This window comes from Acetivibrio cellulolyticus CD2 (assembly GCF_000179595.2).
In the GTDB taxonomy this organism is placed as follows: domain Bacteria; phylum Bacillota; class Clostridia; order Acetivibrionales; family Acetivibrionaceae; genus Acetivibrio; species Acetivibrio cellulolyticus.
The window spans coordinates 167071-180750 of the sequence record NZ_JH556653.1 but is presented as its reverse complement, the minus strand read 5'-3'; the positions used below and the strand labels follow the sequence as shown (position 1 = coordinate 180750).

General features: G+C 34.8%; 13 protein-coding genes. 6 read left to right on the top strand and 7 right to left on the bottom strand.

The window, feature by feature from the left end:
- Positions 1-37 precede the first annotated feature (37 nt).
- On the top strand, positions 38-364 hold the full coding sequence (locus tag ACECE_RS0203150; RefSeq protein ID WP_010244036.1) for a carbohydrate-binding protein: 327 nt from the start codon (positions 38-40) through the stop codon (positions 362-364).
- A 130-nt stretch (positions 365-494) separates the two neighbouring features.
- Positions 495-932 (top strand): hypothetical protein, encoded by a 438-nt coding sequence (locus tag ACECE_RS0203145; protein WP_010244033.1) that lies wholly within the window; start codon positions 495-497, stop codon positions 930-932.
- A gap of 104 nt (positions 933-1036) precedes the next feature.
- Here the strand turns inward: ACECE_RS0203145 and ACECE_RS0203140 are convergent, their stop codons facing one another.
- A complete protein-coding gene (locus tag ACECE_RS0203140; protein ID WP_010244031.1) occupies positions 1037-1735 on the bottom strand; it encodes a DUF881 domain-containing protein in 699 nt (232 codons plus the stop codon).
- A 287-nt stretch (positions 1736-2022) separates the two neighbouring features.
- On the opposite strand from ACECE_RS0203140, the gene ACECE_RS0203135 reads away from it, so the two are divergent.
- Complete coding sequence (locus tag ACECE_RS0203135; protein ID WP_010244029.1) at positions 2023-3018, top strand: dTDP-glucose 4,6-dehydratase; 996 nt, start codon at positions 2023-2025, stop codon at positions 3016-3018.
- Positions 3019-3094: 76 nt separating this feature from the next.
- Here the strand turns inward: ACECE_RS0203135 and ACECE_RS0203130 are convergent, their stop codons facing one another.
- The gene (locus ACECE_RS0203130; protein WP_010244027.1) at positions 3095-3358 is read right to left on the bottom strand and encodes a DUF3343 domain-containing protein; all 264 of its coding nucleotides are present in this window, start codon (positions 3356-3358) and stop codon (positions 3095-3097) included.
- A 116-nt stretch (positions 3359-3474) separates the two neighbouring features.
- On the bottom strand, positions 3475-4233 hold the full coding sequence (locus ACECE_RS0203125; RefSeq protein ID WP_010244025.1) for a hypothetical protein: 759 nt from the start codon (positions 4231-4233) through the stop codon (positions 3475-3477).
- Positions 4234-4510: 277 nt separating this feature from the next.
- Between ACECE_RS0203125 and ACECE_RS0203120 the strand changes: the two genes are divergently transcribed.
- Complete coding sequence (locus tag ACECE_RS0203120) at positions 4511-5305, top strand: TIGR00266 family protein (RefSeq protein WP_010244023.1); 795 nt, start codon at positions 4511-4513, stop codon at positions 5303-5305.
- A gap of 181 nt (positions 5306-5486) precedes the next feature.
- Here ACECE_RS0203120 and ACECE_RS0203115 read toward each other — a convergent pair whose 3' ends face one another.
- The 4 genes from ACECE_RS0203115 to ACECE_RS26410 all read right to left on the bottom strand — a co-directional run bounded on the left by ACECE_RS0203115 (position 5487) and on the right by ACECE_RS26410 (position 10993).
- On the bottom strand, positions 5487-6764 hold the full coding sequence (locus ACECE_RS0203115; RefSeq protein ID WP_010244022.1) for a M16 family metallopeptidase: 1278 nt from the start codon (positions 6762-6764) through the stop codon (positions 5487-5489).
- A gap of 99 nt (positions 6765-6863) precedes the next feature.
- Positions 6864-7202 (bottom strand): arsenate reductase family protein, encoded by a 339-nt coding sequence (locus ACECE_RS0203110; RefSeq protein ID WP_010244021.1) that lies wholly within the window; start codon positions 7200-7202, stop codon positions 6864-6866.
- A 241-nt stretch (positions 7203-7443) separates the two neighbouring features.
- A complete protein-coding gene (locus ACECE_RS0203105) occupies positions 7444-7644 on the bottom strand; it encodes a hypothetical protein (protein WP_010244020.1) in 201 nt (66 codons plus the stop codon).
- Between the two features lie 292 nt (positions 7645-7936).
- The gene (locus tag ACECE_RS26410; protein WP_010244019.1) at positions 7937-10993 is read right to left on the bottom strand and encodes a glycosyl hydrolase; all 3057 of its coding nucleotides are present in this window, start codon (positions 10991-10993) and stop codon (positions 7937-7939) included.
- A 517-nt stretch (positions 10994-11510) separates the two neighbouring features.
- On the opposite strand from ACECE_RS26410, the gene ACECE_RS0203095 reads away from it, so the two are divergent.
- Both ACECE_RS0203095 and mnmD read left to right on the top strand, forming a co-directional pair.
- On the top strand, positions 11511-12908 hold the full coding sequence (locus tag ACECE_RS0203095; protein WP_010244018.1) for an MATE family efflux transporter: 1398 nt from the start codon (positions 11511-11513) through the stop codon (positions 12906-12908).
- A 44-nt stretch (positions 12909-12952) separates the two neighbouring features.
- Positions 12953-13651 (top strand): tRNA (5-methylaminomethyl-2-thiouridine)(34)-methyltransferase MnmD, encoded by a 699-nt coding sequence (gene mnmD, locus ACECE_RS0203090; protein WP_010244017.1) that lies wholly within the window; start codon positions 12953-12955, stop codon positions 13649-13651.
- Positions 13652-13680 lie beyond the last annotated feature (29 nt).

The window sequence follows — 13680 nt, the reverse complement described above, 5'->3', positions numbered from 1 at the left end:
AATTTTTAAAATCAAATCGTAAACGGAGGTTTTAAATATGCCTAGAGTTAGTAAAAGCAATAATAAAGAATACATGTCAAACGGTGTAATAATACAACCTGCAATACCTACAGCTGGCGAAAATATTACTCTTATGTATGACGGTCTTTTGTCAAAAAGCGGTGCTTCTCATGTATATGCTCGTATAGGCTTCGGAAATAGTTGGGACAATGAATCAGATTATCCTATGCTGAGGACGGATACAGGTTTTGAAACGACAGTTCCAGTTTTAAAGGCTGACACACTTAATGTTTGCTTTAAGGATTGCGCTAATAATTGGGATAATAATTCAGGAATGAATTACTCCTTTGATGTAACAAAGTAAAATTATAAACAAGCTTTTAATACTAGTAATTCCAAAAAAGGCGGCATGAATTATATCGTGCCGCCTTTTCAACATTTCCGGCATAATTTTTTGATATATTAATATAATGTGAATAAAGGAGGGTTTAAATATGTATTCATATAATAACAGAAGGCAGTACGTAAACAAAGAGCCCGAAAAAGAAATCGAAAAAAATATACCCGAATCAACTGAAAATACTAATCTTACCGATTTAAAATCATTTACTACAAACAGCATAAATCTATTATCAGAAAATATAAACGAAATAAAGAAATCTTTAAAGAAGCTTGAGGATAGCTTTATAGATTTAGCTTTAAGAGTGGTAAGTATGGAAAATCATATTGACACTTTAGACAAATTGAGGAATATCCAAAACCCAACTGAGTATAAAGTTATCGATACCAGGCCTGAAACTCCAAATAAGAATCTCCCTAATAATTCAGAAGTTTACAAACATGAGGACACTACTAATTTGCCAATGATGCCAGGTTCAGGTTTTGCCAATATAACGGCAGAATATTTGAAAAATCTCAATAAAAACAAATAAAATTCATTATCACTTATTATTTTGCTCTTTAGGAATGCTGAAAATATAACTTCGGCTATAATTTCACAATCTAGCTGCGTGAAAAGTCCGAAGTAATATTTCAGCTATTCCTTAGTATGCAGCAAATCATACTTTAAAACAGAACCATCATCCCTAACCTTTGGAATAGTAATACTATCCTTTTTCTCAATAGTAACCTTCACGCTATATAAATATTCGAGATTTTCTACCATTCCTCCAAGCATTGTTAATGAATTTTCAAGCTTTTCAGGATCAGCTATGGCTTTTATCGTAAATGGCGCCAACATCTGTTTACCATTTACTACAATATAATCACCTGCTTTTTTGATTTCGCTCATAGCAACAATTCGCTCACCCTCAATCGATATAGCTTGAGCTTCTGATGCCTTAAGCTCATTTATTAAACTTAAAACGGCAGTTTCTGAAATAGAGTTTTCACCAACATACTCTAAATTTATAATTACTCCTGCACCTTCAATCTCACTTAAACCAGCCAGTAGTCTAACTCTTCCCAGTTCAGACTCCAGATTCTTCTCTACTTGATTTAAGTTTCCCTGAGAGTTTTCATATTTGGAAATCTGTTTTTGAAGCTCATCATTTCTTTTCATCAGATCCTCATTATTCTCTTTTTGAACAATAAGTTCATCTCTCAAAGTCTCCACCCTAACATTCGGTAAGTTTTGCTTTTTACTGTTATGCAAAATGCTTCTATATTGCCATGCCAGCATAACACCAAGTATAATACAGATTAATGTGATAGATAGATTCCTGGCCAACTTCATCGTTTATACCTCCAAAATATTGTCTAATAACAGAATTAATGATAAGACTCTGATAATTCTTATTCTACTACAAAATTATACTATTTCAAGTATATTCGGCCCAAAAATATCTGTAAAATATCTTTGGGCACCACATTAAAAATCCAAATTAATATTTCAGCTATTCCCTATCACTTTTTAAATTTTACTGAATATAATAAAGTATACATAAGTATAAAATTATATAATCAACATAATATTTTAACATTTTCCATTAATTATGGAATAGTATTAGGGATGTGATTTATATGAAAGTGCTGTTGGTAACAGGCGGCGCAGGATTTATAGGTAGTAACTTCATTAATTACTTTTTAAGACGCAATAAAAGTTATGTAATCGTAAACTACGACAATCTAACCTATTCAGGAAATATGAATAACTTAAGAGAAATAGAACGTTCACCAAGATACCATTTCGTAAAAGGCAGCATATGTAATCAGGATCTTGTTAATTATATAATTAAAAGACACCGTCCTGACTACATAATTAACTTCGCTTCCGAAACCTGCCCTAAGAAAAGTCTCATTAACCCTGCTCCATTTTTTGAAACTAATGTTATGGGAACACTTACACTGCTTGACAGCGCTCGTTATTTCTGGGGCAAGAATAATTTCGAAGGTAATCGGTTTATACAGGTTTCTACCGATGAAGTCTACGGACCTGTTAATGCAAAAGATACTTACTTTACCGAAGATTCGGCTGTAATGCCTGAAAATCCATATTCAGCTTCTAAGGCCAGCGCAGATCTGCTTGTAAAATCCTTTTCTAATAATTATGGTTTTCCTGCCGTTATAAGCAGATGTTGCAACAATTATGGACCGAATCAGCACATAGATAAATTTGTACCTTCATGTATAAAAAACTCAATATTAAACAATCCAGTCCGCCTAAATGAAGATGCAAACAATATCCGACGTGAATGGATACATGTTCTTGACCATTGCACGGCTTTGATAAGAATATTATTTTACGGCAGAGACGGAGAGACATATAATATTAGTTCAGGAATAGCTGCTTCAGATGTTGAACTTGCAAAAAAAATATTAAAAACTTTAGGAAAATCTGAAGATCAATTTGAAACAACAGGCACATCTGAAAGGCAAGAGCTGCAATACGCTGTTAATAGTTATAAAATCAGGAATAACCTTAATTGGGGTCATAAATATAACCTTGACGACGGAATATTAGAAACAGTACGCTGGTATAAGGAAAACAGGGATTGGTGGGATAAGAACCCCGACTAGAATTAAGGGACTGTAACAAAACTTTTGGTATTTGTTATAGTCCCCTTAATTTTCAATTCATACAATTTGGTTAACTTTATATTTGCAATTCAAAGTAATTAAACCCATCCGGCTCTACAATCTCCTTATACAATCTGCACCCCGGTAAGCCGCATTGTCTGAGCAAATTTACTGCCTTTGGAAGTACGCTCTCTCCAAATCTCACTCCCATATTACATAAATCATTCATTATTTCTCTTGGCACAAAGGAGATTTCACATTCAATTCCCTCAATTTTCATCCTACGCTCCAGTAAGAAGGCATATGATCTTGATTCCAACCCTACATAATAGTTTACCATACTGTTCACTCCACAAAAATGTAGCTTTACATTGCAAAAAAGCGGAAGCAATATTTCACTTATTACTTAAGATGCAGAACCGCTAAAAAGCAGTTCTGCATTCTTTTACTTTTTATCTATTCGTTTCTGTCAAGAGGGTTCCACTTTTGATCAGGGAAGAACTTGGTTGGGAACGGTGTCCTTGTTCTATCGTTAAATATTCTGCAGTTCAGGTTAGCAGGATTAATTTGTTCCGGAGGAACAGGACAATATCCGTATGCAGGTATCAACAACTGAACTATACATTCACATTTAACTATAAAGAATGCACCAATGTCAAAAGTCAACACACCAGTTTCCTGGCAAACTGCGTCATTAAATGCTTCAGCCAGCGCTTCTACTTTAATAAGTGTACCGTCAACGTCAAGAGTTTTTTGATGCTCATGATCACAATGATGTTCTGGTGCCTTTATTACTCCAACCTGTGCTACACAGCTTGGGCAGTAGATTTCATTAACTGTAAGGTTAAAAGCTGCTTCATCATATTCAGTCTCATGGTGGCCGCCAACAGAGTAGTGAATCTTGAATGCAATTTTCACAAACAGTTTTAATTTTTTAAATCCCGGTCTTGATAAGGATTCTGTTTTTGATATTACTTTAACTTCAACTATATCAAAATCAGTTATCCCTTCGAATACGATAGGACCGTGTCCTTCCGGACCGCATCTTTTAATCTTTACACATTGAGTAACACATTCTCTCAATGCTACCTGATCAAATACCTTTGGTACTTGTATACAAACTAATTCATTTGGTGGTGGAAAACAGTCAGGATTTAAAATCTGGCCTGCTTCAATCTTAGGTCCGTGTTCATGCTCATTTTCATGACAAGACATAATAAAAACCTCCTTTTTTTACTCTAACCTCTATGAAATAATATAATCAGCATGTAAATCACCCATTTTTTATCTTTTGATCGCTTATACTACATTATATTAGTAATAATAAAAATGGTTACACAATTTAAACTTTATGGTCAAAAAATTAACATAAAGTTTTTTGCTATCAAAAAATAGTGCTTTATCAATTTCATGTAAATTTTAAAAATTTAACACATACATTATAATTATTGATATAATTTAACATATAAAAAAATGAAAGGTGGATAGAAAAATGAGTCTAAAAAGCAATGAGATTGATTATGAAATTGTTGGTAGTGAAATGCAGTTAGTTGAAATAGAACTTGATCCTCAGGAAAGTGTTATAGCTGAAGCCGGTTCAATGATGTATATGGAAAGCGGCATTCAGATGGAAACCATTTTTGGTGATGGCTCTGAAAAAAGTAATTCCGGAGGTCTTATGGGCAAGTTTCTTACTGCCGGCAAGAGACTCCTTACAGGTGAAAGTCTCTTTATGACCATTTTCACCAACTGTGGTTCAACCAAACAAAAAGCCGCGTTTTCGGCTCCTTATCCAGGAAAAATCATTCCCATGGATTTAAAACAGTTTAACGAGGAACTTATCTGCCAGAAAGATTCATTCCTTTGTGCAGCCAAGGGTGTATCAGTTGGAATTGCTTTTAATAAAAAAATCGGCGCAGGCTTGTTCGGCGGGGAAGGTTTTATAATGCAAAAGCTTGAGGGAGATGGTTTGGCGTTTGTTCATGCAGGGGGAACAATCGTAAGAAAAGAACTCCGTCCAGGCGAAACACTTCGTTTAGATACAGGATGTCTTGTTGCCCTTACAAGGACTGTAAATTATGATATCCAGCTTGCAAAAGGGATTAAATCAGCAATCTTTGGAGGAGAGGGTCTGTTTCTTGCTACACTGACCGGTCCTGGAACTGTATGGCTGCAATCTCTTCCATTTAGCAGACTTGCTGGCCGTATTATATCCGCCAGCCCTTCAAAATCCAGAGATGAGGGCTCGATTCTTGGTGGAATTTCCAACATATTCGAAAATAGCTAATCAGCTGCTTTTATCTAGTAATTAAGATTCTGAGAAATAAAGAATGCAGGGTTTGGAAGCAATAGTACCAGGTAATTAGTCTTCCCTCCCCTGCATTTCTGTATTTTTAGTCTATAACTTATTTAGTAGTTAATCCATAGCAGATCTATTTCAATACATTAATCTAACTCATAAATAACAGCTATAGCTCTGCCAAAATCCCATGCAGCTTTTCTTCCGATAAACCCTTTTTATTTCCAATGCTCACCAGCACAACATTATTTCTTGTGAATATCTGATTAGAGATCTCTACCAGTCGTTCCTTTGCTATTTGCCTATACTCCTCGGCCAATGAGGATATATCTGAATACTTATTATTTATTATATGGTTTTGATATGCAAACGTCCAATTCAAGCCTTCAGGATCATCCAACATCCCCATTTGATTATCTGTTTTAAATACTCTGGTTGCTTGCATATCCTTTTCGGAAATTTCTTTTTTAACACCCTTAAAAACCGATACAAAACTTTCTACCGCTTCATACAGCTTACTTTTATATACTTCAAAATTAAAGCTGTAAATACCTATATTTGAGTATTCCTCAATTGTAGATGAAAAACTGTACGTCAAACCTTTCTTTTCAATTAATTCCGCTCTTATAAGCGAACACAGTCCATCTGTCAAAATGCTGTCCAGATAGATCATTTCAAGCCGTGAAACTTTTGTAAAATCAACATCAAAAGAAATTTTAACATCATGCATGAAATATTTTCTTTGTGATAGCTTAACAAAAGCATCACGATTCATAAAATTCTCCGGTATTTTAGCAATATTGCCATTTTCCCTATCAGTTCTGCTATCTAAGCTGTAACGCTCAACTTCTTTGCTAAGAGTTAAAATATCCTCATCACAGAAGTTTCCAGTAACATAATAAAAGATATTGTTTCTTGTAAATATTTTTTCCTTCTCATTTCTAATATCCTCTAGCGTAATACCTTTAACCGAAGCAATAGACCCCAAAACTGGGTTCTGTAAATTTGTGTCCTTCCAGATAAATTTATTTGCTAAAAAATCGACATCATTCCCCTGATTATCTTCTCTTATTTCACTTAAAATAATTCTCTTCTCCGCATTAAATTCTTTTGAATTGGCTTCAACTTCACCAAGTAAGTCAGAAGCAATAGTGGCAAGTTCAGAAAAATACTTTGGACTCGCTGTAAAGTAAAACTGTATGAATTCTTTGGCAGTGCATGCTCCAAAATATCCACCAATACTTTCAATCTGGTAATATAATTCTTTTTGAGTTCTGTTACCCAGTCTTCGAAAATGTATATGTTCCAAAAAATGCGTTATTCCAAAGTTATCTTCTTCATAAAGCACTCCAGCCTTTACATACAGTGATATACATATACTGTGTGTATTAGGCTGCTTATAATAAAATATGTCAACTCCATTTGATGATGTTTTTTTATTTTCCATTTAGAATCTCCTGCTATTTAATATAGATTTTATTCTCCATAAGGTTCACTGTATGGCCACAATTTTATGATGTTATAGTCTTACTTAATAGCCAAAAAGCTACTCCCAATCCTTCCATATCTCCGGTTGATACCCCACAGTAGCCTGCTTGCCGTTCCTAACAATCGGTGTTTTATAAAGCTTCGGGTTCTTAAAGAGAACTTCTGCTGCTACACTGCCTACTCCAAGCTGCTGCATATTGAGCGACTTATACTCTTTTGCCTTATCATTAATCAAATCCTTTAAACCCACTGCAGCTTTAACACTCTCAAATTCTCCCTTACTTAATCCGTATTCATGTACACTGACATATTGATATTTTATTTTTCTCTCCTTAAAATACCGCTCTGTCTTTTGTGTGTCAAAACATTTTTTTGCACCGAAAATCTGTATATTCACAATCAATTCTTCCTTCCAATATTTCCATATAATTTTTATAACAATTATAACAATATACTATCATAAGCATTAAGATTATTACACTACTATTGCTGGTCCTCACATATAAAATTGGAGTAGAGCCATTGCTCTTAGCAACGTCCCTACTCCAACTCTCTTGTCGTTAAATATTTATTTCCTTTTTACTTTTATAACAATTCTCTTTTCTTTAAACTACATAACTAAAGTTCTCTTGTACAAATCAATCAAGATTTACATACCACTGATACATTTGAGGTAACTGCTCATCATATACTACAGTACCCTTCATTATAATACCATCTTGAAACACCTTTACATGTTCACCAGGCTTCAAATTTAACCCTAATGCTTCCTTCTGAGGTAACGCTGGCTTATTTGGGCCAAGGATATTAAATTTACAATCAATTCCAAACTCTTTCATTGCTGCATCCTCCTCAACATTTTTACTAATTTCTGTTCATTTTAGAGAAAACTATAAGTACATTTGGGTCACTCGCAACTTAATATATTATATACAAATTCATATTTAAAATTTGTATATAATAATATCTTTAACATTATATCAAATAATAATTAAACGCACCATATTTTTCAAGCAAAATTTTAAATTTTGTGTATTTTGTATACAACTTCTAAGAGAATTTTAGTTGCGTAGTTAAAACTCTTTTATTCTAATGGCATTCATCTGATTATATACATTTTACCAACTCTAATTAATTGTTTTCTACAGGAAAAACAGTAATCATGCCAAGTAAATAGCTTCTCATATATGCAAAATCTATTGAATTAAATTTGCCGTCACCGTTTAAATCCGACACAAGCAAATCATTTTCAACCGGGAAATCCTTGATTATACCAAGAAGATAACTTCTCATCAAAGCATAATCAATAGAATTCAAGCTTCCATCGTTATTTACATCACCAAATTTTACACTTTGAGGAGGAATATACTCCCCTTCCTTTATAACTGTCATGGAATTCGGATTTGCAGTAAAATTCATGCCGTCAGAAAAATTCACCTGTTTTGATGCATCCGAAGCGTTATAAACAACATAAGTTTTCTTGTTGTCTAACTTGTTTTTAAATACAGAATATAACGGAGTATCTGAAGTTACCGAAAAGTCAGGCAATCCTATGGTTTTCAAACTCTGCATCCAGTGATAGGTATGTGCAATTGATTCACCGCTCTCTGAGGTTGCACTTTCATCCCATTTAGAAATTGCTGCTTCAGGGTCATAAAGCGCATAATAAGAGCACAGTATGTCTTGCCAGAGCTTTGGATCACTGTTTTGATCTGCAGGCTTTATCGTAAGCCATGTATTCCATTCCTTCCAAATCGAATCATAGTTCCTCTTAACATAATTGGAGTCAGTTCCAAGATACAACGACGCACCGGTTATCGGAAGCCAATTAATTCCATGCACCTCTATAGGATCATTTGTCCACCATGTTGTATGAACGCATTTACTTCCCCATATCATTGATGTATCAACATTTACATATTGCTCATCTCTGGTATCTTCATAGATATCAAACCAATAATTATTTATTGCTTGAACTTCAGTTGTGTAAAGGTAAATACCAAGATCCCTAATAGTACTGTCACCAGTAGCTTCCCCCCATTGGATAATACCTGCCCATGCATTTACTGCTTCAGAGGATGACTCCTGATTATTGCCGTCAGTAAATTTTGCGTGACCTGATGCCCATGAATGTCCTGCATACGGGTCAAAGTTACGAAGGAACGGGAATCTGGTATCTTTTTTATTGTAATTGGCTATGTCTTTTATCAGAAGTTTAACCATTGCTCCCCACTTACTGTTCTTTGCCCATTCCTTATCCCTCAGAGCTATCTGAGATGCAGCATTTATAAAGTATCCATAATGAAAATGGTGGTCATTTAATTCATTCTGGCTACCATAGGAAGCATCATAACCTATGAGTGTACCCCAATTGCTGTTATAATAAAACAAATTGTTCTTTTCATTTGAATCATAGAACGCAGTCTCGGTTGAATCAGCTGAAAAGAAGTCTTCAAGCTTGCTTTTTATAGCAGCTTCAATTTTCTCTGCTGCAACAGTATCACCCACCTGTTCTGCAATAGGTAATACTTGAGTCATTTCATTTAATGTTTTACCTGTCCAGTAAGTATCAAAACCTGAGCCTGATGTTTCAAGCGTAAACTTTATTTTTTCCGCCTCAAATTTGTCTACCATCTGCTTTAATGTATTTATACTTGTGTTGTCATCTTTATCAACTCCAGGCATATTGGTAAGAATTCCATTATATGTATACCTGGTCTGAAACATCTTACCTGAAACCGTTTTCATATTACCCCTAATTGAATCATAAGTGTAGCTTAACGGGCTAATCAAGGAATTACTTCTCCATTGATGAGGATATAATGCAAATATGGTATCTGTATTTGTACCTTCCTTTACCTCGGTAGCCACTTTGAATGTTGTAACTACCGAACTGTCTTTACTGTAATATCCCCACTTAACCTCCGTATCAACTATAAATGCATATGCCCTCTGTTTATAGAATTCAAATGCTTCCTCAGATGGTAAAACTGCTAATGAAAAATAGTTTTTTCCTGAAGGCAGATTACATGTAATTGTATTAGTACCTATTCCACTCCATGTTGAACCCGTTGGAGCAAAAAAGCCGTAATACTTTCCATTAATCTTGGCCTTCAAACTTTGTCCTTCATCTATCACCTCGGGAACAGTATTAAAGACCACCTTAGGATTACACCCAATAAAAGTAAAATATGCAAAAGGACTTCCGTGTGCTATAGTTGATTTTATGCTTTTTGACCCATCAGCCATAACTACATCTGCTGACCAATCTCCAAGTTTATCAGCTCTTGCATCTGTAGGATTAAAACTTTCCGCACCAACAGTAAAATCTATTGTGCCAGGTACACTTTCATCAAGCCGTCTTATGACCTCAATATCTCCATCAGTATCTTTAGAATACTGCTTTGGAGGCATACTTATCTTTAGGCCTGATTTGGTGAATTTATATGCAAGGGGGTGCGCATAAATTGGCTCTGAAAAAGGCAGCCATAGAACAGAACTCATCCAGTCATTTGTACCCACTGCTCCTGTTACATTCTTTGTTTTGTATATTGTAGAGGGTGCATCATTTTCAGCCCAATTGGAGTTAATTACAGGTGAAGTTCTCACACTTCCAAGTCCAAGCTCATTAATCCAATTAGAACTTATGTACTCATCCGGAAAAGAACTTGGCTCAGGTACCGGAGTCGAAAGAGTTATTGCCGGTGTTGGTGTTTTTTGAGGTGTAGCTGTAGGTGTTAACGTTGGATCTATCGCTCCATAAACATTACATTTTACCCAACCTGTATCTCCTGAGTTAGTTGCTAGGAACAAATAGATAGTGCCGTCTGACGGAATTGAAGGATTTGAAATATTAACTACATAATTACCTGATGAGTTCTTTGAACCGGTAGAATATCCTGCTACTGCCTGGCTCAATGCTGTCGGATTAGATACATTTGTATACCATAGATTAGTAGTTGTAGCTGTAGATACTTTTGGCGTCAGAGTAACTGCTAATTGCGAATTTGAGTAATTCAAAGCAGCTGTAAAGTTACCAACTGTGTAACCGCTTGTTGACCCGCCTCCCGATGTTGAGAAATCAGCAGCTGCACTTACATTACCTTGCCGGGTAATTAATGCTGTTGATAATAATACTAAACAAATGACTAATTCTAATACTGAGTTTAGTCTTTTACTTCTTATCATTGTACTAGTCTCCTCTCAAATATCTCACAAAAATTACTTAAGCTTCTGCATATATATTCATTAACTAATTATTTATTTGTATATTAACCTTTAATTATTGATATGTGAGTGAATCTCTTAATTGCATTTATTACAAATAACATCCTTGCTGCCACTCCTTTCTAAACCTTTATAACTCAATTATACTATCTTCCAGCATATTAAAACAATATGAGAATGTAAACACACCATCTTGAAATTTAAAATCATAAGATTTCGAAATAAAAAATAAAATAGTGAATAGTAAAATATCAACTTTCGTGTTATACTAAAGTAGCAAATTGAAGTTATAACATAAAAAGTACAATATGTATCATTATATATTTGTTCAAATAGTGTCCGGTATTGTATCTATCTACAATTAATTTCTTTCCATTTATTTCACTTAAAGAATTAGTGCCGCTTTATAAAACACACTTTTAATTTTATTATTTGTTGTGCTCATTCTTTATAACATTTATTACAGGAGTTGATTTATATGAACGACGCCCAAAACACTACACGTCAGTTCGGCTTATTTACACTTGTTTGGCCGATATTTATCGAATCGCTATTAAGAATCCTTTTCGGAAATGTTGATACCTTCATGTTAAGTTCTTATTCAGATAATGCAGTAGCTGGGGTAGGTGCATCCAGTCAGTATGTTTCCGTTATAATACTGTTTTTTCAGGTCGTTTCCAGTGGATCTGCCATAATAATTTCGCAATATCTAGGTGCAAAAAATAATAAAAAAGCTTCTGAGGTTGCAATAGTATCAATTGCTTTCAACACGGTATTAGGATTGTTAATCAGTTTCTTGCTGTTTTTATTTGCCGGAAAAATACTTGGAATTATGAATTTCCAAAAAGAAATCTATGACCATGCCCGTGAATATCTTACTATTATTGGGACTTTTTCTTTCATAACATCTATTAGTATCACCGCTTCCGATATATTAAGAAGCCATGGATTTGTCAAATATCCTATGTATGTAAATATGGCAGCAAACGTTTTAAATATAATCGGAAACAGCATTTTCATATATGGCTTATTCGGCGCACCTGTCCTAGGAGTCAAAGGTGTAGCAATATCGACTGTTTCTAGTCAGTTAATCGGTCTGATTGTTATAATGGTTATATTGATTAGGAAAATTGATATAGATCTTTCTATAAAAAATATTGTATCTCTGCCGTTAAATACTGTTAAAGAAGTGTTGGCACAAGTTCTCAAAATTGGTGGACCTGCTGCCGGAGAATCATTATCTTATAATATATCACAAATTGTAATTACTGCAATTGTTGGTACAATGGGTGCATACGCTCTTACTACAAAAGTTTATGTATTTAATCTTATGCTGTTTATAATGTTGTCTTCCTTGTCAATTGGTCAGGGAACGCAGATAATCGTAAGCCGTTTGATTGGTGCAGGTAAAATGGATGATGCTTATAAGACAAGCCTTAGAAGCCTTAGAATTGCAATTATTATATCTTTATCTGTAGCAGTTTTATTTGCAATATTTGGTCGATTCATTTTGGATTTGTTTACCGATGATCTAAATATACTGGCAACAGGAAGCTTACTACTTATTATCGCCGTTTTAATAGAGCCCGGAAGAGCCTGTAACATAATTCTAGGCTCATCTCTGAAGGGTGCAGGTGATGCAAAGTATATACTGATCCTTGGTCTGGTATTTATGTGGTCAATAGCTGTTTCAATGTCCTATGTGCTTGGTGTTAAGCTCCATTTAGGATTGGTGGGTGTGTGGATATCTTTTGGAATTGACGAGTGGATAAGAGGAATTTTCATGTTTCATAGATGGAAGTCAAGAGCATGGGAGAAATTTTCGGTAACAAAAAAGGATGTAGAAGCATCAACTCTGGTGCAGTTGCTTGATTAATTGATATTATTTTATAAAAATTTTTATGAAAAGGAATGTGTTATATGTTTATACCATCGTATCTTGTAAATGAACATTTTGATGATCGTTATTTTGATGTAGTTAGTGCCTTGGACGAAGCACAGCAGATTTATTTCAGGAATAACAACCTAATTGATCGTATTGCTGCGGGAATAGAAGCAAAGACTCCTTTAATAATTGGTGAAACAGGCTTTGGTGCTGGGCGGGTAGTAATTTCTCTTATGGAGTTTTTGCAAGAAAGCGGCTTGAAAAATATTTCTATAGAATATAATACAGTTGAACTATATCCTATGGACCCGGATAGAATGTTTCATCTTCTGAGTGAATTTAAAGATCGTGCAGGTGATGAAATTGATACTCTTGTAAATGCCTACCGCCTCATTGATACTACAAGGTCCGGATGGCATTCAATGAAAATACAGCGCTCCTTTGGAACACTTGATATAAACCTTTGGATAGGAGAAGCTCTCGAAATGGTAAATGCGCTTGAAAACTCCTGTGATGTCTGGTTTCTTGACGGGCACAGTCCCAAAAAGAATCCATCAATATGGCGCCCTGAATTGCTTATGGAAATCGGGAAAAAGACTAAAGTTTATGGCACTTGTTCAACCTTTACTGTAGCAGGTGCTGTTAAAAGAGCCCTTATAGATGCAGGATTTACGCTTAAGAAGCTCCCTGGATGCGGGGGTAAAAATGAAGTGCTGCACGGAACGACGTGTTGAATTAAGGCATGCATGAAAAATTACTTACG